The following is a 20060-nucleotide window of genomic DNA, read 5'->3' as shown; positions in this document are numbered from 1 at the left end:
CAAATTGAAAAAAGCCGCGCGATTGGGTTCGCGCGGCTTTTTTGTTTAGTTCAGCCGTTCGCCGGTTTCCTTGGCGAAGTAGGACACCTTGCTCATGTCAAAGGCCAGGTTCAGCATCTTGCCCGCCTGCGCGCTGGTTTCCGCGTGCAGACGCGCAGTGACCTGCTTGCCACCCAGTTCCGAGACCACATAGGTATCCGCGCCCGCCGGTTCGACCATATCGACCATACAGGCGGCCTCTTGCACGCCGTCGCCTGCGCGGAATCCGGCCTCGGCAATGTCTTCGGGGCGAAGGCCCAGAATCACATCCTTGGGCAGCGACAGATCGCGAGCATCGTTCAGAACCAGTGTCTCGCCCGTTTCGCGGGCAATGGCGATCTGTGTGCCCGGCCCGCCTTTGGACGCCTGCGCCGGGATCAGGTTCATCGCAGGTGAGCCCATGAAGTCGGCCACAAACAGGTTGGCCGGATTGTTGTAGATCTCGGCCGGGCTGCCGATCTGCTGCACAATCCCGCCTTTCAGAACCACGATCTTGGTCGCCAGCGTCATCGCCTCGATCTGATCATGGGTCACGTAAACGATCGAGGCGTCCAGCGTCTGGTGCAGCTTCTTGATCTCGGTCCGCATTTCGACCCGCAGCTTGGCGTCGAGGTTGGACAGAGGCTCGTCAAACAGGAACAGCTTAGGATCGCGCACCAGCGCCCGACCCATCGCCACCCTCTGACGCTGACCGCCTGACAACTGGCTCGGACGGCGGTTGAGCAGCGGTTCGATCTGCAGCAACGAGGCAACCTCGTTCAGCTTGGCCTCCTGCGTCGCCTGATCGACCCCGCGCACCTTCATGCCAAAGGTGATGTTCTTGGCCACCGACATGGTTGGGTACAGAGCATAAGACTGGAACACCATTGCGATGTCGCGATCCTTGGGGCTGACATGGGTCATGTCCTTGCCCCCGATGGATAGCGTACCGCCCGTGATTTCCTCCAGCCCCGCGATACAGTTCAGCAGGGTGGACTTGCCGCAGCCCGAAGGGCCGACCAGCACCAGGAAATCGCCCGGTTCAATCGAAATGTTGATGTCCTTCAGAACCTCGGTCGCGCCGTAATTCTTGTACAGATTTTTGATATCGAGGATGGGAGCCATGGGTTATCCCTTCACTGAGCCAGCGGTCAGACCGCGGATGAAATACTTACCGGCGACGACATAAACGAGCAGCGTCGGCAACCCCGCGATGATCGCGGCGGCCATGTCGACGTTGTACTCTTTGACGCCGGTGGTGGAGTTTACGATGTTGTTGAGCGCCACGGTCACTGGCTGCGTACCCGCCTGGCTGAACGACACGCCGAACAGGAAGTCATTCCAGATCTGCGTGAACTGCCAGATGACGGTCACCACGATGATGGGCAGCGACAGCGGCAGGAAGATCGACCAGAAAATCCGCAGGAACCCGGCCCCATCCACGCGGGCCGCCTTGGTCAGCTCGGCCGGAATGGTGACATAGTAGTTGCGGAAAAACAGCGTGGTGAAGCCCAGCCCATAGATCACGTGGACGAAGATCAGGCCCGGGATGGTCCCGGCAATTCCCATCATGCCCAGCAGTCGCGCCATCGGCAACAGCACAACCTGAAACGGGATAAAGCAGCCAAACAGCATCAGCGAAAAGATGATGTTGGCCCCTTTGAACCGCCATTGCGCCACGACATAGCCATTCAGCGCGCCAAGCAGGGTGGACAGGGCCACCGCAGGCACCGCGATCAGGACCGAGTTCCAGAAGTATGGCCGCAGCCCTTCACACTGGATACCGGTACAAGCCCCGGACCAAGCGGTTTTCCAGGCGTCAAAGCTGACTTCTCGCGGCAGCGAGATCAGGCTGCCTGTGCGAATTTCCTCTAGGCTTTTCAGCGACGTGGTCAACATCACGAAAAGCGGCATCAGGTAATACAGCGCGAACAGGCCCAGCAGGACATAAAGCAACCAGCGCAAGGCGATCTTGCCCGTGGCGCTTTGAGTGCGGGTTTGGGTTTGGGGCATCGACAGATCAGTCATTTTTCGCCCTCAGCTCTGAGTAAAGATAGGGAACCACGATGACAAAGACGACCAGCATCATGATCATCGCGGACGAGGCCGCCTGACCGATGTCACCGCGCGAAAACGCCATGGCGTACATGTAGGTGGCTGGCAGATCGGTTGCGTAGCCGGGACCGCCGCCCGTCAGGGCGATGACCAGGTCAAAGCTCTTGATCGCGAGGTGCGCCAAAACGATGAAAGCGGACAGGAAGATCGGGGCCATCGAGGGGATGATGATCGCCGTATAGATGCGCCACGTGGGGATCCCGTCGACCTGGGCCGCCTTGATGATCTCACCATCCACAGACCGCAGCCCGGCCAGAAACAGCGCCATAACAAAGCCCGAACTTTGCCAGATCGCGGCGATCACGATGGTGTAGATGGCGTAATCCGGGTTCACCAGCCAGTCGAACTCGAAATTCGGGAAACCCCAGCCCTGCACCATGGATTCAATGCCCAGCCCAGGGTTCAAAATCCACTTCCACGCCGTACCCGTCACGATCATCGACAGCGCCATCGGGTACAGATAGATGGTGCGGATCGCGCCTTCGACACGGATCTTCTGATCCAGCAGAATGGCCAACAGCAGGCCCAGCACCATCGCAATCACGATGAACAGCGCGCCAAAGATATACAGGTTGTTGATTGCCGTATCCCAGCGGGGCGAGTCGAACAGGCGTTCATATTGGATGAAGCCCTTGATCTCGTATTTCGGCAACAATTTCGATCGGGTCAGCGACACCCATGCGGTCCATCCGATAAACCCGTAGACAAAGATCAATACGGCGATGAACGAGGGTGCCAGCACCACCTTGGGCAGGTGGTTTTCCAGCCATTCGGACATTTTTTCCTCCGGGGAAAGATGCTCTGCCCCTCACTATAGGGGGCAGAGCGTGTTGGATCAGTAGCTGTTTGCCACCGCGTCCGCCAGTTGCTGAACCGCGTCAGCCGAGGACATATCCGAGTTGAAGTGTGCGGTCACAACGTCTGTGATCGCACCGGACTGCGACCCGCGCAGCGCCATACCATGGGCATAGGAAGGCAACAGCGAACCTGCATCCGAGGTTGAGCCCATGTCTTCGGCCGACAGGTTGGCGCAAATGTCGAAGTCATCCAGCGCTACATCGGTGCGTGCCGGGATCGAGCCCTTGTTCAGGTTGAACACCTTCTGGAAGTTCGGCGCCACAATCAGCTTGGCCAGCAGGTCCTGTCCTGCTTTCTTGTCATCTCCGTCCACGTCGAACATGGCAAAGCTATCAACGTTGTACAGATAGCCGTCACCGGGGGTCGAGGCGCACAGGAAATCTTCACCGGGCTTCTTGCCGGCTGCCAGGAACTCACCCTTGGCCCAGTCACCCATGATCTGGAAGGCTGCTTCGCCGTTCATGACCATCGCTGTTGCAAGGTTCCAGTCGCGGCCCGAGAAGTTCTCGTCCACATAGCCGCGCAGGGTACGCATCTGATCAAAGACCTGAACCATCGTGTCCGAGGTCAGCGCCTCGGGGTCCAGATCGACCAGCGCTTTCTGGAAGAACTCGGGCCCGCCGATACCCAGAACCACAGTTTCAAAGACGGTCGCGTCCTGCCATGACTGGCCACCATGGGCCAGCGGGATCACACCGGCAGCCTGCAGCTTATCAGCAGCAGCGTTGAACTCGTCCCAGGTGGCCGGCATTTCGATGCCATTTGCGGCCAGAACATCAGCATTGGCCCAGATCCAGTCTACGCGGTGTACGTTCACCGGTGCGGCGCACCATGTGCCCTCGCACTTCATATGATCTGCGATGGATGCGGGCAGCACATCCGCCCAGCCTTCGGCGTCGGCAACGGATGAGATATCGGCCAGAACGCCCTCTTCGTACCATTCCTGAATTGCAGGGCCTTTCAGCTGAACTGCGGTCGGCGCGTTTCCGGCCAGCACCCGGGCACGCAACGCAGTCATGGCCGCGTCACCGCCACCACCAGCAACCGGCATATCGGTCCAGGTTCCGCCGTTCGACGCGAACTCTTCCTGCAGAACGGCAACCGATTTGGCCTCACCGCCCGAAGTCCACCAATGCAGAACTTCGGCCTGTGGCTCGGCCAGAACCGATGACCCGGCCACAACGGCCAAAGTCGATACGGTGGCGAATGCAAAATGCTTCATGGTCTGTCTCCTCCCTAGAGAACTTAGTGACTGCTGATGCAGCGATGCCCGTTATTCTGAGACCAGTTCGTCATCTGGCAACGCTGAATCCGCGCCAAAGCCCGGCAACCACCCAAAAATTCACTGCTTTTGTTACAGCGTGTTACGTTGACATTGAATCTGTTTCAGTTCGTTACAATGGATGATGTCGGAGGAGCAGAAACTGGGAGGACAAACCGCGTGAGCATTCCGCGACTATTGGTGGTGGATGACGACCCTGAAATGCGGTCGATGATGACTCAGTTCCTGCATCAGAACGGGTTCATCGCTCTGCCCGCCAGTTCCGAGGCTGAAATCCGCAACCACCTGACAGCGGGACGAATCGACCTGATCCTGCTGGATGTGATGCTGGGGGATGAAAACGGGGTCGAGATCTGCGCCCGCCTGCGGGTGGAACAAGATGTGCCGATCATTCTGGTCTCGGCCCTGTCCGCCGACCATCAGCGTATGGCGGGGTACGAGGTCGGGGCCGACGACTATATCGCCAAGCCATTCAACCCGCAGCTGATGCTGGCGCGGGTTCGTGCGGTGATGCAACGCGCCCGGCGCACACCGTCGCTGGCCTATCGCCGCCGCACGCACAGTTTTCGGTTCAACGACTGGGCCTATGATGGCAAACGGGATGAGGTGCATTCCCCCGAAGGCTACCTGGTCCCTCTGTCGCAACGGGAAACTGCGCTGCTCAAGGTTTTGCTGGCCAACCCGCACATCCCCCTGACCCGGGATGAGATCGCCGCTGCGCTGGACGTCACCGGCAGCGCCGACAAGCCCGAGGCGCAGGGTCGCGCCATCGACATGCTGGTCGGTCGGTTGCGTTCGAAAATCGAGGTCAACCCGAAAGACCCGCAGATGCTGCGTACCGAACGCGGGGTCGGCTATGTCTTTGCGGCCGAAGTGTCGGTGGAAGAGGACGCATGACCGCGCGCGCGCCGCGCCTGCGCAGCCTGGGCTGGATCTGGACAGGGGCCGCCTTTGCCTCGGGGCTACTCTCCGCCGGGCTGTGGTTTGCTTCGGCCCGCGCCTGGGACGACTTTCTGACCCGCGCCTATGTCGCAGGGTTTTCCGTCTATGAAGAGTTGCGGGTCAGCAAAATCCCCCCGCCGGGGATCACGATCACCCCCTTGTCCCGCGAAGCTGCGCAGTTGGCCGATGCCGGGCGGTTCGAGCAACTGCCCGGCCTGTCAGACCGCAGCTTTGTCACCAATCTGTCGATCCTGACCGACAACACCGCCCCCCTTGCCGGGCGTGAACTTACAATCGCGGTGATGTCCGACCGGCTGGTTTATCCGGTGTCTGATCTTCTGTCCCGCGTTGACCAGACCGGGGCCGAGAAGATGGGCAATCTGACCCGCCTTCTGGCCACCTATTGCAGCGAGCCTATCCTGGTCGCACGGTTAGGACACAGGGGCTGGCAGCAGGTGGACGGCACCGATATCTGGGGCTGCAAGGCCGCCCCCGCCGACCTGCGCCTGCCGGCAATTCTGGCCGCCATTGTGGCTTTGGCGGTCATTTTGACATCGATCGGCAATGTCTCGGACAGCTTCACCCGGTTTTCCAACGCCCTGCGCGACCGCAGGCGTCGGGGCGGGCCGAGCAGCTATGATGCCGACGGCCCGGTGGAACTGCGCGACATCGTGTCAGCCGTGAACGATCATCTGGAAGCCGAGCGCATGCAGCTTGAAAAACGCGCCACCGTTTTGTCCGGCGTCAGCCACGATCTTGGCACCCCTGCCACGCGTGTTCGCCTGCGCGCGGCCCTGATCGCGGATGACGAGCTGCGCGAAAAGCTTGAGGCCGATGTGGATCAGATGACGGGCATGATCGAAAGCGTGCTGACCTATACGCGCTCGGAACTCAGCGTTGAAGACCCCCGTCAGATTTCCCTGACCGCGCTGGTTGAGTCTGTGGTCGCTGATTATCAGGACATGGGCCTGCCTGTTACCCTGAAGAAAATCGCCCCAGTCGCTGTCGAAGGTGCGCCCTCGGTCTTCATGTCCCGGCGTGGGCACGGATCATTGCCGGAAACACGGCGGATGCTGGTGATGGGGCGGCCAATCTCTCTGAAACGGGCGCTGACCAATCTGATCGACAACGCCCTGAAATACGGCCGCCATGCCGAGGTGCAGCTGGAAACCGACGCCCGCACCGCGACCATCACGGTCGAGGACAAGGGTGCCGATCTGTCTGTCACTGATATCGAAAACCTGATGGCACCGTTCCGGCGCGGATCGAACATCGGATCCTCAGACGGGTTCGGTCTGGGTCTGACAATCGTGGCCACGATTGCCGAACAGCATGGCGGCTCCCTCAGTTTTGAGGCCGGGGATCAGGGCTTGCGTGCGCGGCTGCAAATCACCCGGCAGTGATACCTCATGTCATATAGCTGCGCACCAACGCCCCGGCGATCAGCGACCAACCGTCCGCAATGACAAAAAACGCCAGCTTGAATGGCAGAGACACCGTCGCAGGCGGCACCATCATCATTCCCATCGACATAAGTACCGCGGCCACAACCAGATCAATGATCAGAAACGGCAGGAAAATCAGAAAACCGATCTGAAAGGCGCGTGCAATCTCGGACAGCATGAAGGACGGCATCAGGATCGAGAGCGGCGCCTCGGGCGTCAGGGCGATAGCGTCGCCACCAGGTCGCAAGGCCGCCATCGCGTGAAACGTATCCGGGTCCAGCCGCGCGGCCATAAAGGCTCGGAAAGGCTGAATGGCAATCTGTAACGCGGGTTCGACCGCCATGGTTTCTTCGACCATCGGTCGAATACCGGTGGCCCAGGCCTCGGAAAATACGGGCTCCATGATGAAATAGGTCAGGAACATCGCCAGGCTGACGATCAACATGTTCGGTGGCGATTGCTGCAATCCGATCCCTTGACGCAGAATGGCTAGAACGGTGATCAGAAACGGGAAACAAGTGACCATGATCGCCAACCCAGGTGCCAGGCTGAGGATTGTGATCAACAGGATCAGCTGGATGGTCCGCGCCGAGATCAACCCCCCCTCGCCCAATGACAGCGACAGCTCTTGCGCCGCAGCCAGGGACGGGGACAGCGTCGCCAGCGCAACAACCAACCAAAGCAGACACCGCATCAACCGATCCCGTTCTGCAAATCCGCAATCTCTGTCAGGCGCACAGCAAGTTGGCCTGCCTGATCGCCCTCCATCTCTTCCAGCAGGCCGCGGGCGACCAGTTGGTCTCCGACATACAGGTCAACTGGGTCATCGATCCGCTTGTCCAGCGTCAGCACGGCGTTCTCACCCATGTTCAGCAGGTCGCGGATCAGCGGGCGCGCACGCCCGACCGAGACCGTGACCTCAATCGGGACGGCTTCGAACGGGTTGGCTTTTTCGGGTTTTGGGGTCTGGGGGTCACTCATGGTTCACTGCCTCTTTTGCCTCAAATACATATGCGTCAAATGCCCCTGCGACCGCGGCGAGCAGACCGCTGCAATCCACCTCTCGCTGGGATGTACCGACCTGTAGCCGGGCCTGTCCGGGCTCCAGCGAGGGGTCCTCGATCACGCGGGTAGGCGCGGACAGCTCCTGCGGCAGCAGGGCTTCCACTTCAGTGGCGCGCCCTTCGGGCACAAAGATCTGCATGGGTTGGCCGATCTGTTCCTGCGCCATATCGGTCAGTTGTTCGGCCAGCCGGGCGGCAAATCCACGATCCAGCGTTTCGGGCAGGACAGCGTTCACCAGGCTCTGGAACATCGGCTCTAGCGACAGGGTCATTCGGGTGACGGCCTCGTGATAGGTAAAGGACATATCCTCCAGCGACCTGGCCAGCCCGTCCGAGACCTGACCCCGGCTTTGTTCCTGCGCCTGAACCGCGTCTTCCCAGCCGGCGCTATAACCTTGCTCGAACGCTGCCAGCCGCTGTTCTTCCAGCGCGTCCTCGTCCAGCAGGTGCAGCTTGCCGCCGCCGGCTTGCAGCGTGAAATCCTCAAGAAGATGAGCAATCGACATCAGACACGCTCCTCACCTTCTTCAAGCCAGCTGCGCAGGATCTCGACGGTCTCTTCCTGTTTATCGCCGATCATAGCCCGCAACCGGTCGACCGGATCAGCGCCCGCCTGCGCGGCCAGCGCCGGGACGTCGCCAGCGGCGGTCTGGCCCGGCAGCGCGGTAAATTGCCCGTTTTCGTCAGTCGCTATCTCGCCGGTCAGAATGGCCTCGGGCTCAGGAGGTGCCCCGGCGGACAGCAAGGCCGGGGTCATCGCCGGTTTGGTCAGGATCGGACGAATCACGAAGAGCCCAAGCACAAGCGAGACAATCGCCAGCACTGCCATCTGGATCAGCGACATCGCGTCGAAATGAACCTTTTGCCAGATCGAGGCCGCAGCCATTGTGCCCTGCGGCTCTACCACCGGCAGATCCAGCGATTTCAGGGTGATGACGTCCCCGCGTTCGGCGTCGAACCCCACGGCCGAGGCCACAAGCTCCTTCAAGGCCTCCATCTCGGTTTCGGGCATCGGCTCAAATGTCTCGACTCCGGTCGCATCCACGGACCGTGTGCCGTTGACCAGAACCGCAACCGTCAGACGCTTGATCGCACCGGGGGCATTGTGAACCTCCAATTCGGTTTCCGAGACCTCGTAGTTCACCCGCTCCCGCGTCTGCGTCGCGTTCGAATTCGATTCGTCTCCACCCGCGCCATCGCCATCCGGCAGGTTCGAGGCCACGGTGACATCGGCAGATTGGTTGCGGGCACTGTCCGAGCGTTCCTCGATATCGGTGCTGATGGCAACACGGCCATTGGGGTCGAAACGGCGTTCGCGGATGGATTCGGTTTTGGTCACTGTATCAACGCTGACCTCAACAACCGCGTTGCCCGTGCCAACGCGCGCCTCGACCAATCGCATCACACGCTCGCGCAACTGGCGCGCCTTGTCATCTGCCGTATCAGCAGCGACTGCGGTCTCCTGCGCGCCGATCACCGCCCCGTTCGAATCAACCACGGTGACATTCTCGGGTGCCAGGCCGCTGACGGCAGACGCCACCAGAAACCGTATCGCCTTGGCCTGATCGGATGTGATCTGCGCCCCCGACGGCACCAGATAGACCGAGGCCGTCGGCGCCACGCTGCGCTGAAACGGGTTGGTCGATCCGTTGGCAATGTGAACACGCGCCTGACTGACATGGGGGCTGCCAACGATGGTTCGGGCGAGCTCACCTTCTTTTGCGCGCCAATAGGCGGCATCGAACATCTGCGACGTGGTGCCAAACCCGCTAAGCGAATCCAGGAGCTCATAACCTTGATTGCCGTTGGCGGGCATCCCCTCGCTGGCGAGTGTCATGCGCAGCTCGTCCCGCTGTGATCCGGGCACGTAGATCGAACCGCCCCGAATCTCATAAGGAACCCCGCGCTGATCCAGCGAGCGGACGACATCCCCTGCCACGCCGCTTTCCAGCCCGGCATAAAGCAGCGTCATCGACGGCGCTGTGACCAGCCGCGACATCGCAAGGACCCCAAGAAAAACCAGCGCCACTGCACCGGCGACGATGAATTGTTTACGCCTGTCCAAACTTGCCCAGACAGTTCCGATCTGCTGCACGATCACCTCCGACTCGCCGACATTCTGCCCGGCGCATCCCTTGTTTGAACGATTGCCCTTAACAATCGGTTAGTCCCTGCCGGGTTATGACAATTGCAGAACGGACAAATGAGGACGTCATGACTGACGCGACTGCAGAACAGGCAGAAGTACCAGAAAAAGCTGGGAAAAAAGGGATGATCATAGGGGTGATTCTGGCAGTGGCCGGGGCGGCTGGTGGCTATTTCCTGACCACCTCCGGTTTGCTTCCTTTTGGTGGCAAGCCCGCAATGGAAGACATCAAGGAAACGGATAAGGGCAAGGCTGTAAAGGCACTGCCGCAAGTGGGGTTCATCGATCTGCCGCCGGTGATCGTATCGTTGAACGCAGGCGATTCGCGGCATCTGAAATTTCACGCTCAGCTTGAGGTGAACAGTGGATACGCCGCCGATGTCGAAAAGATGAAACCCCGAATCATGGACATCCTGAACGGGTATCTACGCGCGGTCGAAGTGTCGGACCTTGAAGATTCGCTGGCCCTGATGCGCATCCGCGGCCATCTGCTGCGCCGCATTGAGATCGTCGTCGGAGAAGGCCGCGTGCGCGACGTTCTCGTGATGGAATTCGTATTGAACTAGGAGGCGAAGTTGGAGCTGATTGCAGATATTTTGCTAGTCGCCGGCGCGCTGGGTGCGGGTCTGTATTGTTTCGTGCTGTCCCGACGGCTGAAACGCTTCACCGATCTGGAAAAAGGCGTAGGCGGCGCGGTTGCTGTTCTGTCGACTCAGGCGGAAGAGTTGAAGAAATCCCTGAGTGCCGCACGAGAAACCTCGGACCAGTCCGGTGCGGATTTGAAAGAGCTGACGCAGCGGGCCGAATCGGTGGCGCAACGGTTAGAGCTGATGATGGCTTCGATGCACGACGTCGTTCCATCGCCAGACAATCCCGACCAGTCGACCGACCCCGAAGAAGACATCAGCGCCACACTCGAGGAACAGGCGGAATCCACCGTAGCTGAGTCGGATGAGGTCGCTGAAACGATCGAAACGCCCGAGAAGCCAAAAATGGACGCAACCGCCCCAGAACAGGCCAAGCGGCCAGGCGGCTTGATGTTCTTCCGGCACGATCGCGCTCAGGGTGAAGCTGCAACATGACCCACCGGAAAGTCGATAGGCGCCCAAAAGGTGGCGTGCTGGCGGTCATCTCTTTGTTGATGATCGGGTCTGCCGCGATTCGTCTTGGGCTGGAAGCAGGGCCAGCGTTGGCAAAAACTGCCGAACCTTCTGCCCCCAAAGTCAAACACGCACAGGCCGATCTGCCCGGCGCACAGGTCCTGCTGACCGAACTGCTGCGCCGGGAAGAAGCGCTGAAAAAGCGCGAGGCGGTAGCGCTTGACAAGGAAAAGGCATTGGCCATTGCGGATCAGGCGATCGAAACGCGGCTGGTTGCCCTGCAAGAGGCCGAGGAGGCCCTGCGCGCGACGCTCGCCATTGCCGAAAAAGCTGCTGAGACCGATCTGACACGCCTGACGGATGTCTATCAAAGCATGAAGCCCAAGGATGCCGCGGCGTTGTTTGAGACGATGGACCCAAGCTTTGCCGCCGGATTCCTGTCTCGCATGCCGCCCGATGCGGCAGCTGGTGTTCTGGCCGGGCTGCGCCCCGAAGCCGCCTATACCATCAGCGTCATAATGGCAGGCCGCAACGCCGCCGCCCCACAGGAATAAAACTCTAACACCGCACAGGATTTTGCTGGAGATCACCCATGATCGGAATAATCGGAATTGTCGTCATTTTCGCCATGGTGTTCGGCGGCTATCTGGCTGCGGGCGGCAAAATGACCATCATTTTGAAATCGCTTCCTTTTGAAATGATGATGATCGGCGGTGCCGCTGTTGGCGCTTTCCTGATCAGCAATGACATGAGCGCCGTCAAACACACCGTCAAAGACATGGGCAAAGTGTTCAAAGGGCCAAAATGGAAGCCCGAGGACTACCGCGACCTGCTGTGCCTGCTGTTTTCGCTGATCCGTATTGCCAAGGCCAACCCGGTCGAGGTGGAGCAACATATCGAAGACTCGGAAAATTCCTCTCTGTTCTCGGCTTACCCGAAAATTCAGGCAGATAAAGAGGCCGTTGACCTGATCTGCGATACAATGCGCGCCGCGTCGATGAACTATGATGATCCGCATCAGGTGGAAGAAGTTCTGGAAAAGCGGATGGAAGCGAATTTTCACCATGCCATGCATTCCAGCCACGCCTTACAGACGGTTGCGGATGGCCTGCCCGCCTTGGGCATCGTTGCGGCGGTTCTTGGCGTGATCAAGACGATGGGTTCGATTGACCAACCCCCCGAAGTGCTGGGTAAATTGATCGGCGGCGCTCTGGTGGGGACCTTTCTTGGGGTGTTTCTGGCCTATGGCCTGGTCGGACCTTTTGCGGGAAAACTGAAAGCTGTCGTCGAAGAGGACAACCACTTCTACCAGCTGATCAAAGAGGTGTTGGTTGCCAATCTGCACAACCATAATGCCGCCATGTGCATTGAGGTTGGGCGTCAGAACACTCCAACCCACAACCGCCCTGATTTCACCGAGTTGGAAGAGGCGTTGAAAGAGCTCAAACAGGCAGCCGCATGACCCGGTTTGCAATCTTTTTCTCGGCGTTCATCCTGGGGGCCAGCGGAGCCGCAGCGCAAAATCTGACGGTGCGCTCGGGTGAGCATGAAGGCTATACCAGATTGGTGGTTCAAGTGCCTCAAGACACCGATTGGATTCTGAAACAGACGAAAAACGGCGCACGCCTGAACGTCGCGCTGAAGGATGTGACATACCGAACCGGCTCGGTTTTCCAGCGTCTGACGCAAAACCGACTTGCCGCGATTTCGCAGGCCGAACCGGGCGAAGCGCTGGAACTGGAGTTCGGCTGCGATTGTGTCGCCACGGCCTTTCTTTTCAAAAGTACGATGATTGTGGTCGATATCGCGCCCGGCACCTTCCTGCCGCCGCTCACCAGCGATATTCCGGCCCCGGTTCTGCCCAAAACCCCAAAAACAATCAAAACGACAGGCCCGGAGCAGACCATTGATGCGCTGGCTCTGCCACTGTTGAACCTCAACGCGAACGGGTTCGAAGACCAGCTTTCGACCCGGCTGCTGCAGGGGGCGGACCGCGGAATCATTGATCTGAACATTGCGCCGGTGGGGCCACGCACATCCAACGGGAATCAAAGCCTGTATGTGCCAGCCGATGTTGAATTGAATGTTCAAGTGACTTCGATTTTGGACGGTTTGAACGGGCTTTTGGGTCCAGATGTTCCAAAAGTGGAACGGCGTCCGCCCTGCATATCCAGCGCCGAGCTGGCTTTTGACAGTTGGTCTGACGAGCGCCCGTTTCCAGAACAAGCCGCGCAGCTTCGGTCAGAACTGTACCAAGAATTCGATACCATCGACAAAGACAGCGCGCTGAAACTCGCAAAGCTATACGCGCATTCCGGGTTTGGCGCCGAAGCGATCCGGGCGTTGGACCTGCTGGGCGAGCGATCTTTGGAAACCGAACATATCGCAGCCATTGCGCGTGTTCTGGATGTTGGGCCGCGGATCGAAGACAATCCGTTCCAGGGCTTGCAGCGTTGCGAGGGCGATGCCGCCATGTGGGCGGCGCTGAGTGAAGGCCACCTGCAAGGGGACGCCAATCTGACGGCAATCGAGCAGTCTTTTGCCCGCCTTCCGGACCATCTGCGGCGCCATGTCGGCCCGGCCTTGTCGGGCATTCTGGTCGACGGGAACGAATTAGAAGCCGCCCGGCGGATCTTGCGCTCGGTCGATCGCGTCAAGACGCAAACCAGCGCAAATGTCGCGCAGGCAAAGGCCAAGGTTGCAGCAGCTGAAGGTGACTCCCCCCGGACCGAAGCCTTGCTGACTGAAGCGATCGAAGCGTCAGACGCCACGCTTGAGGCGCCGTTGGCGCTGGCTCGACTGGTCGACAAACGTTGGCTGGAACGTGGCGCGATCTCTCCTCAGGAACTGGATCTGGCGGAATCCTACACGGTTGAGTTTCGCCGTTCTGACATCGGCCCCTTGATGCAACAAACTCATATGGTCGCGCTAAGCCTAAGTCAGGAATTCGATGCTTCTCTGGATTTGGCGGCAGAGCTGTCAGAGGATGCGGAACTCGCGGACGCGCTGAACCGTACGGTGGTTATTCTGACCGAACGCGCCGATGATGCCACCTTTTTGCGCCGCGTCCTGATCTTGTCACATAAGCATTCCCAAAATCTAACAACCGACACAGCCATTGCCGTTGCTGACCGACTAGCAAAGCTTGGGTTTTCACGACAGGCATACGCACTAGCAAAGCGTCCTCAGGACAGGCTGAGGCGGGGTGAGCGTGCCCGTTTGCGGGCCAGGGCCGCGCTATTGGATCAGCGCCCGCATCAGGCGATGCTGGAACTGGACGATGATCAGACGGACGCCGCGATTGTACTGCGGGCTGAAGCCCTGATTGCAGCAGATGATTTTGCGGCGGCGGGTGATCTGATGCGCAACTCAGGCCGTGAGGATAAAGCAAACCGCCTGTTCTGGTTGGCCGATCAACCAGAGCAAGTGAATTTGGAATATCAGGCCAAATTCGATCAGGTCGTCCAGACATCCCAAAGTCTAACAGCAGCACCAGCCCGGCTTCCTGAAACGCCCCTGGCCGACGCGGAAAACCTTCTGCGGGACAGCGCGGAAACCCGCAACAGGATTGCGGAGTTGTTTGCCGTGTTGGGCCAGCCGTGAATACGGCTCTAACGCGGATACTTTTCTGATTTTTGTCGACACGCGCGACGTAAGCGACACATGTTCTAAGGATCAAATATCAACGGAGACAAGTCAGACATCCGAGAGTCCGGCGCGACCCAGCCCAAAATGGCATCCCGAATTGCCGCGGCACGGGTCGGGCCGATGACTGGCGTTGCGAATTCCAAGTACTTGGTGATCACTTCTTCCCGGCTGATGGCGGCCTCGGGGCCGCCTCGGGCGTGGACATCTCCGGAGTCGAAAATCTGCCCATCCGTAGTTTCGACACTGACATCGGCCCAACGCCCATTGGGGAAGCGGGAGTTGTGGCGGTCACTCTCGGCCACGTGAATACGGGGTATCAGCGCGGCCACCGCCGGATCAGAAAGACCGGAACCAGAAATATGCTCGACCCCGATCCGACCGTATAGGGCCTGTGCAGCCACCGCGAAGGGCAGCGAATACTGTGCCTGAGAGGTCGTGTCCGGCATTCCGGCATACAGGCAGGCCCCCTGATGGAATGTATTGATCTGAATGGTCCGGATTTGCGCATGAGACAGATCATTGTCCCGCATCACCGCCCGGACACCGTCAATCGCGGCATGGGCCCAACGGCAGATTGGATAGGGTTTCACGTATTGATGCTCGACTTGCCAGAACTGACCCAGATCGGCCCAATGGGGCGCGGCTGCTTCGGCCTCGATTGTGATGGCGGGTGCACCGGTAAAGCCACGCTCGGCTAGAATAGCGGCTGAAACTCCGACAAGCGCACCCCAACCCGATCCGTCATGCAGCATCGTTGGGTTGGCAATCTCGCGCATCATTTGGCTGCGGGGGCCGTGATATTCGGCGATGCCCATCGCTTGCCGCATCTGATCCTGCGAATGGCCGCGCAACCGGGCGGCCATCGCCACCACGCCCAAAGCATTCCACGCGCCCGACGTATGATAATCACTGACCGAGGCGTGCAGCGACAGCCCCGCTCGCCCGGCAATTTCATAGCCGGTGATCACCGTCGCCAGTGCTTCGGGGCCCGTCAGATCCGGGCGATGGGCGGCCATGGCGATCAATGCGGGCAAAACCACGACACCAATATGCCCCTTGGTCGGGTTATAGCCGTCATGCCCATCCAGGTTATCCGTCTGGGTCGCCCCCGCATAAGCCGCCCCGGCCATGCTGACCGGACGCCCGTCGAACATCATACGGGCGCTGTAGTCCGGATCAGGGCTGCCATAGAGCAAGGCCGCCGTGTCGCGCGCGATCACCCCGGCCTCCATCGGGCCAGAGGCGATCAGGATGCCCATCGTGTCCAGCATCATCAGCGCCGCCGCTTCCTTGGCGCTGTCGGGCATTTGCTCGGCAGACCAGTTCAGGGCAAAATCTGCAACGCGGGCGGAGGTTCCGGTCATGAGACGCCTTCGGCCACCGGTTGAACATCGCGCAGCTTGTGACCTTTGGGATCGAACGGCGGTTCCGAGAGGATTCTGGCGGTGTGCGGCTTGCCCAGAATGTAGATTTCGACCGTATCGCCGGGGCCAGCCACCTTGGGGTCGGCATATCCGACGGCCAGGGACTTACTCACCGAATAGCCATACGCGCCCGAGGTCACGCGGCCCACGGGTGTCCCGTCTGGCATGAATATCGGCTCGCCACCGGTGGCGTCGGCATCAACGGCATCAACCTCAAAGATCGAAAGCATTTCGCGGGCGGGGTTATCCTTAACAGCCAGATAGGCGTCTTTGTTCAGGAAATCCTTGTCCAGTTTGATCAGGCCGGCCAACCCGACCTCTTGCGGCCAGTATTCCTGAGAATATTCCCGGCCCCACGAGCCGTACCCCTTTTCAATACGCAACGATCCCAACGCGCGACCGCCAACCGGGCCGCCATTCAAATCTTTCGCCGCATCTAAAAGCGCAGAATAGAGCCTGATTTGATCGGATTCGGCACAGTGCAGTTCCCACCCCAGATCACCGGTGAACGAAACGCGGATGGCCAGACAGGTCACCCCGGCCACTTCGATGGTCTGGGACCGCATAAAACGGAAAGCCTCGTTCGACAGGTTTGCGTTGGTCAGCCGTTGCAGCAGGTCGCGCGATTTTGGTCCCGCTACGTTGAAGCCCGCAATCCGATTGGTGGCAACCTCGAACGTAGTGCCTTCAGGCAGATCGATCATGTTGAAAAACCGCTGATGATAGCGTTCCGCCATGCCAGAGCCGATCATCATGTATTCGTCCTCGGCCACTTTGGTGATGGTGAAATCACCGGCCACGCCGCCTCGGACTGAGATCAGCGGTGTCAGGCAGGACCGCCCCACTTCGGTCGGCACCCGATTGGCCACCAAACGGTCCAGCCAGTCATGCGCGCCCGGCCCCTTGATCACGTAGTTGGCGAAGTTCGAGATATCGATGACGCCCACATGGTCGCGCAGCATCTGTACCTCGCGGCCCACAGGCTGCCACCAGTCCTGGCGGGTGAAGCCGTTGGTTTCGGTCGCACCGGGCTGATCGGCGAACCACAAGGGGTGTTCCCAGCCACAGTTCAGGCCGAACACACAACCCATCTGCTTTTGCATTTCATAAGCCGGGCGCACACGGGCCGGACGGCCAGCGCTGCGTTCTTCGTTCGGGAAATGGATAGCAAAACGGTGGGTATAGACATCCTCCACCTTGGCCTTGGTGAATTTCTTATCGGCCCAGTCGCCGAACCGCGCCAGATCCCAGGCGAACATGTCATATTGCGGCTCGCCCTCGACCATCCATTGCGCCGCCAACAGCCCGAGGCCACCGGATTGCGAAAAGCCAGGGATGATACCGGTACAGCAGAAATAGTTCTTCAGTTCCGGCACCGGCCCCCAGATCGCATTGCTATCCGGCGACCAGATCATCGGGCCGTTGATCACCCGTTTGACCCCCGCCGTTGCCGCCACCGGCACACGTTCGGTGGCGCGGATCACGTTTTCCATGATCCGGTCCAGATCATCGGGGAACAGGTCATGGGCAAAATCCAATGGTGTGCCGTTTTCAGCCCAGAACTTCATGTCCTTTTCATAGGCGCCGATCAGCAGCCCGTTGCCCTCCTGCCGGAAGTAGTATTCGCCGTCCCGGTCAGCGATCGAGGGCAGACGGCGACCTAGATTGGCGACCTCTTCAATTGCTTCTGTCACAAAATACTGGTGCTCGGTCGGTTGCAGCGGCAGTTCGATCCCGGCCAGCGCCGCGACTTCCCGCCCCCACAGACCCCCGGCATTGACCACCCATTGCGTGTGAATTTCGCCCTTTTCAGTGCGGACAATCCAGGAACCATCGGGTTGCTGTTCAGTCCCTATTACAGGGCAAAACCGCTCAATTGTGGCCCCCATGGCGCGCGCGCCCGCGGCATAGGCCATGGTCACCCCCGAAGGATCGACGTTGCCGCCATCGGGTTCGTACATGATACAGCGGATGTCATCGAACTGCGCCAGCGGGTGCAGTTCCTTGGCCTGTTCGCGGCTGATTTCGTGGAAGTTCAGGCCGTAGAATTTTGCCTTGGCCTCTTGCAGGCGCAGCTGATGCTCGCGGTTCTCGGTCTGCGCCAGATACAACGATCCCGGCTGAAACACACCGCAGCCCTGACCGGTTTCCTTCTCCAGCTCTTTATACAGGTTCATCGTATAATGCTGGATGCGCGTGATGTTGTTGTTGTCGTGCAGCCCGTGAATATTCGCCGCCGCATGCCAGGTTGAACCCGAGGTCAGCTCATCCCGTTCCAGCAACACCGCGTCGGTCCAGCCGAGCTTGGCCAGATGATAAAGGATCGAGCAGCCGACAAGGCCTCCTCCGATCACAACGGCCTGGGCGTGGGTTTTCATGGGTGTGACCTCCTGCTGGTGGGCGCATGAACAGCACCCTTTCAGGAAAGTCAGCCACAGGTCAAAGGTGGCTTATGCTCTGTTCCCGACGCGAAATGTCGGGAACAGAGTATTCTCAGCATGAATAATTTTCACGCAGAGGTGAGTTAATACGGCGCCTCGACATCGTTCATCGAGACATAAACCGTCTTCATCTCGCTGAAATGGTTGATCGCCAGTTTCGAATTCTCACGTCCGACACCCGACATTTTCGACCCGCCGAACGGTGCCTCGACCGGGGCCAGGTTGTAGGTGTTGATATAGCAGGTGCCCGCCTCGAACCCGGCCACAATGCGGTGGGCTCGGGTCAGATCGTTGGTGAACACACCGGCGGCCAAGCCAAATTCGGTGTCATTGGCGCGGGCCATGACCTCTTCTTCGGTATCGAAATCCAGCACCGACATGACCGGGCCAAAGATTTCTTCGCGAGCGATGGTCATATCATCGGTGACATCGGCAAACACGGTGGGCTGCATGTAGAAGCCGTTGGCTTCGATGCGCGCGCCGCCATAAACCAGACGTGCGCCCTCGGCCTTGCCCTTTTCAATATAGCCCAGCGCGATGTTCATCTGATTTTCGCTGACCATGGGGCCGAAATTGACCTCTTCATCCAGCGGATCACCGATTTTCGCAGTCGCCAGGCGTTCGGACAGGCGGGACAGGAAGGCCTCTTTAATGCCTTTCTGCACGAACACGCGGGTACCGTTGGAACAGACCTGGCCCGAGGAATAGAAGTTGCCCAAAATCGCACCCGATACGGCGTTTTCGATATCGGCGTCGTCGAACACGATCATTGGGGACTTGCCGCCCAATTCCATGGTCACGTGTTTCATGCCATCCGCCGCAGCGGCATAGACCTTGCGGCCCGTCGGTACGGACCCGGTCAGCGATACCTTGGCCACGCGCGGATCGGTCACCAGTGACGCACCTACATCGCCATAGCCCTGCACCACGTTATACACACCTTTGGGCGCGCCAGCTTCGATCAGGATCTCGGCCACTTGCAAAGCCGACAGAGGCGTGGTCTCGGAGGGTTTGAACAGCATGGTATTGCCGCAGGCCAGCGCTGGAGCACCCTTCCAGCAGGCAATCTGTGTTGGGTAGTTCCATGCACCGATACCGACGCAGACACCCAGCGCCTCGCGAATAGTGTAGACGAAATCGCCACCGCCCAGCGGGATATGCTCACCCGTCAGCGACGCCGTCAGCCCGCCGAAATATTCAAGCGCATCGGCACCACTGGTTGCATCGGCCACCAAGGTCTCTTGCAGGGGTTTTCCGGTGTCGTGGGTTTCGAGGATCGACAGCTCACGATTACGTTCGCGCATGATATCGGCGGCGCGGCGCAGCACCCGGCCACGTTCAGTTCCGGACATCTCGGCCCATTCCGCTTGCGCCGCTTTAGCACTGTTTAGAGCCTGATCTACGATCTCAGGCGTGGCGGAATGCAGCCGCGCGATAACCTCGCCAGTGGCCGGGTAGATGACGTCGATGGGGGCGCCATTGGTGTCTTCGACATATTCGCCATTGATGAAATGGCTGGCCTTGGGCTGAAACTTCATGCCGCGTCCTTTTCTTGATTGCACCCGCGTCGGGCAAAG

General features: G+C 59.6%; 18 protein-coding genes. 7 read left to right on the top strand and 11 right to left on the bottom strand.

From position 1 onward, the window contains the following. Window positions 1-45: 45 nt before the first annotated feature. The 4 genes from ugpC to AB1A64_RS18340 are packed head-to-tail and all read right to left on the bottom strand — an operon-like array spanning window position 46 to window position 4213. Entirely contained in the window at window positions 46-1143 is a 1098-nt protein-coding gene (gene ugpC, locus AB1A64_RS18355) for a sn-glycerol-3-phosphate ABC transporter ATP-binding protein UgpC (RefSeq protein WP_366552975.1), read from the bottom strand. 3 nt (window positions 1144-1146) lie between these two features. Beyond that, window positions 1147-2046, bottom strand: coding sequence for a carbohydrate ABC transporter permease (locus AB1A64_RS18350; protein WP_170349753.1), 900 nt, complete (start codon window positions 2044-2046; stop codon window positions 1147-1149). Beyond that, the gene (locus AB1A64_RS18345; RefSeq protein ID WP_366552973.1) at window positions 2039-2911 is read right to left on the bottom strand and encodes a sugar ABC transporter permease; all 873 of its coding nucleotides are present in this window, start codon (window positions 2909-2911) and stop codon (window positions 2039-2041) included. The genes AB1A64_RS18350 and AB1A64_RS18345 overlap by 8 nt, the downstream gene beginning before the upstream one ends. Before the next feature lie 57 nt (window positions 2912-2968). Continuing rightward, window positions 2969-4213, bottom strand: a complete 1245-nt coding sequence (locus AB1A64_RS18340) for an ABC transporter substrate-binding protein (protein ID WP_366552971.1) — start codon at window positions 4211-4213, stop codon at window positions 2969-2971. Window positions 4214-4432: 219 nt separating this feature from the next. On the opposite strand from AB1A64_RS18340, the gene AB1A64_RS18335 reads away from it, so the two are divergent. Next, on the top strand, window positions 4433-5170 hold the full coding sequence (locus AB1A64_RS18335) for a response regulator transcription factor (protein ID WP_366552969.1): 738 nt from the start codon (window positions 4433-4435) through the stop codon (window positions 5168-5170). Continuing rightward, a complete protein-coding gene (locus AB1A64_RS18330) occupies window positions 5167-6618 on the top strand; it encodes a HAMP domain-containing sensor histidine kinase (RefSeq protein WP_366552967.1) in 1452 nt (483 codons plus the stop codon). Before AB1A64_RS18335 ends, AB1A64_RS18330 begins: the two co-directional genes overlap by 4 nt. A gap of 4 nt (window positions 6619-6622) precedes the next feature. On the opposite strand, the gene fliP is transcribed toward AB1A64_RS18330, so the two are convergent. Genes fliP through fliF form a run of 4 tightly spaced genes read right to left on the bottom strand, consistent with a single transcriptional unit; the run spans window position 6623 to window position 9819 of the window. Next, window positions 6623-7354, bottom strand: a complete 732-nt coding sequence (gene fliP, locus AB1A64_RS18325; protein ID WP_366552965.1) for a flagellar type III secretion system pore protein FliP — start codon at window positions 7352-7354, stop codon at window positions 6623-6625. After that, window positions 7354-7641: a FliM/FliN family flagellar motor C-terminal domain-containing protein gene (locus tag AB1A64_RS18320; protein WP_366552963.1), complete on the bottom strand. Its 288-nt coding sequence runs from the start codon at window positions 7639-7641 to the stop codon at window positions 7354-7356. Before AB1A64_RS18320 ends, fliP begins: the two co-directional genes overlap by 1 nt. Then, a complete protein-coding gene (locus AB1A64_RS18315; RefSeq protein ID WP_366552961.1) occupies window positions 7634-8230 on the bottom strand; it encodes an ABC transporter ATP-binding protein in 597 nt (198 codons plus the stop codon). Before AB1A64_RS18315 ends, AB1A64_RS18320 begins: the two co-directional genes overlap by 8 nt. Next, window positions 8230-9819: a flagellar basal-body MS-ring/collar protein FliF gene (gene fliF, locus AB1A64_RS18310; RefSeq protein WP_366552959.1), complete on the bottom strand. Its 1590-nt coding sequence runs from the start codon at window positions 9817-9819 to the stop codon at window positions 8230-8232. Before fliF ends, AB1A64_RS18315 begins: the two co-directional genes overlap by 1 nt. Before the next feature lie 119 nt (window positions 9820-9938). Between fliF and AB1A64_RS18305 the strand changes: the two genes are divergently transcribed. The 5 genes from AB1A64_RS18305 to AB1A64_RS18285 are packed head-to-tail and all read left to right on the top strand — an operon-like array spanning window position 9939 to window position 14573. Continuing rightward, a complete protein-coding gene (locus AB1A64_RS18305) occupies window positions 9939-10436 on the top strand; it encodes a flagellar basal body-associated FliL family protein (RefSeq protein WP_366552958.1) in 498 nt (165 codons plus the stop codon). A 9-nt stretch (window positions 10437-10445) separates the two neighbouring features. Beyond that, window positions 10446-10952 (top strand): DUF6468 domain-containing protein, encoded by a 507-nt coding sequence (locus tag AB1A64_RS18300; RefSeq protein ID WP_366552956.1) that lies wholly within the window; start codon window positions 10446-10448, stop codon window positions 10950-10952. Continuing rightward, window positions 10949-11524 (top strand): hypothetical protein, encoded by a 576-nt coding sequence (locus AB1A64_RS18295; protein WP_366552954.1) that lies wholly within the window; start codon window positions 10949-10951, stop codon window positions 11522-11524. Before AB1A64_RS18300 ends, AB1A64_RS18295 begins: the two co-directional genes overlap by 4 nt. Before the next feature lie 38 nt (window positions 11525-11562). Further along, window positions 11563-12432, top strand: a complete 870-nt coding sequence (gene motA / locus AB1A64_RS18290) for a flagellar motor stator protein MotA (protein ID WP_366552952.1) — start codon at window positions 11563-11565, stop codon at window positions 12430-12432. Next, complete coding sequence (locus AB1A64_RS18285; protein WP_366552950.1) at window positions 12429-14573, top strand: hypothetical protein; 2145 nt, start codon at window positions 12429-12431, stop codon at window positions 14571-14573. Before motA ends, AB1A64_RS18285 begins: the two co-directional genes overlap by 4 nt. A 65-nt stretch (window positions 14574-14638) precedes the next feature. Here the strand turns inward: AB1A64_RS18285 and AB1A64_RS18280 are convergent, their stop codons facing one another. The 3 genes from AB1A64_RS18280 to betB all read right to left on the bottom strand — a co-directional run bounded on the left by AB1A64_RS18280 (window position 14639) and on the right by betB (window position 20021). Beyond that, window positions 14639-15982, bottom strand: a complete 1344-nt coding sequence (locus AB1A64_RS18280) for an MmgE/PrpD family protein (RefSeq protein WP_366552948.1) — start codon at window positions 15980-15982, stop codon at window positions 14639-14641. Then, window positions 15979-18420 (bottom strand): FAD-dependent oxidoreductase, encoded by a 2442-nt coding sequence (locus AB1A64_RS18275; RefSeq protein WP_366552946.1) that lies wholly within the window; start codon window positions 18418-18420, stop codon window positions 15979-15981. Before AB1A64_RS18275 ends, AB1A64_RS18280 begins: the two co-directional genes overlap by 4 nt. A gap of 146 nt (window positions 18421-18566) precedes the next feature. Continuing rightward, a complete protein-coding gene (betB, locus tag AB1A64_RS18270; protein ID WP_366552944.1) occupies window positions 18567-20021 on the bottom strand; it encodes a betaine-aldehyde dehydrogenase in 1455 nt (484 codons plus the stop codon). Window positions 20022-20060: the final 39 nt, after the last annotated feature.

Source organism: Ruegeria sp. ANG10 (assembly GCF_040705255.1).
Lineage (GTDB): Bacteria > Pseudomonadota > Alphaproteobacteria > Rhodobacterales > Rhodobacteraceae > Ruegeria.
This window is presented reverse-complemented; position numbering and strand designations above follow the sequence as displayed.

Coding starts and splice junctions, on each gene's coding strand:
- AB1A64_RS18320 (WP_366552963.1), bottom strand. CDS start 7,641: ATGAGTGACCCCCAGACCCCAAAACCCGAAAAAGCCAACCCGTTCGAA.
- AB1A64_RS18280 (WP_366552948.1), bottom strand. CDS start 15,982: ATGACCGGAACCTCCGCCCGCGTTGCAGATTTTGCCCTGAACTGGTCT.
- AB1A64_RS18275 (WP_366552946.1), bottom strand. CDS start 18,420: ATGAAAACCCACGCCCAGGCCGTTGTGATCGGAGGAGGCCTTGTCGGC.
- betB (WP_366552944.1), bottom strand. CDS start 20,021: ATGAAGTTTCAGCCCAAGGCCAGCCATTTCATCAATGGCGAATATGTC.
- AB1A64_RS18305 (WP_366552958.1), top strand. CDS start 9,939: ATGACTGACGCGACTGCAGAACAGGCAGAAGTACCAGAAAAAGCTGGG.
- motA (WP_366552952.1), top strand. CDS start 11,563: ATGATCGGAATAATCGGAATTGTCGTCATTTTCGCCATGGTGTTCGGC.
- AB1A64_RS18350 (WP_170349753.1), bottom strand. CDS start 2,046: ATGACTGATCTGTCGATGCCCCAAACCCAAACCCGCACTCAAAGCGCC.
- ugpC (WP_366552975.1), bottom strand. CDS start 1,143: ATGGCTCCCATCCTCGATATCAAAAATCTGTACAAGAATTACGGCGCG.
- AB1A64_RS18295 (WP_366552954.1), top strand. CDS start 10,949: ATGACCCACCGGAAAGTCGATAGGCGCCCAAAAGGTGGCGTGCTGGCG.
- fliP (WP_366552965.1), bottom strand. CDS start 7,354: ATGCGGTGTCTGCTTTGGTTGGTTGTTGCGCTGGCGACGCTGTCCCCG.
- AB1A64_RS18330 (WP_366552967.1), top strand. CDS start 5,167: ATGACCGCGCGCGCGCCGCGCCTGCGCAGCCTGGGCTGGATCTGGACA.
- AB1A64_RS18285 (WP_366552950.1), top strand. CDS start 12,429: ATGACCCGGTTTGCAATCTTTTTCTCGGCGTTCATCCTGGGGGCCAGC.
- AB1A64_RS18345 (WP_366552973.1), bottom strand. CDS start 2,911: ATGTCCGAATGGCTGGAAAACCACCTGCCCAAGGTGGTGCTGGCACCC.
- AB1A64_RS18340 (WP_366552971.1), bottom strand. CDS start 4,213: ATGAAGCATTTTGCATTCGCCACCGTATCGACTTTGGCCGTTGTGGCC.
- AB1A64_RS18315 (WP_366552961.1), bottom strand. CDS start 8,230: ATGTCGATTGCTCATCTTCTTGAGGATTTCACGCTGCAAGCCGGCGGC.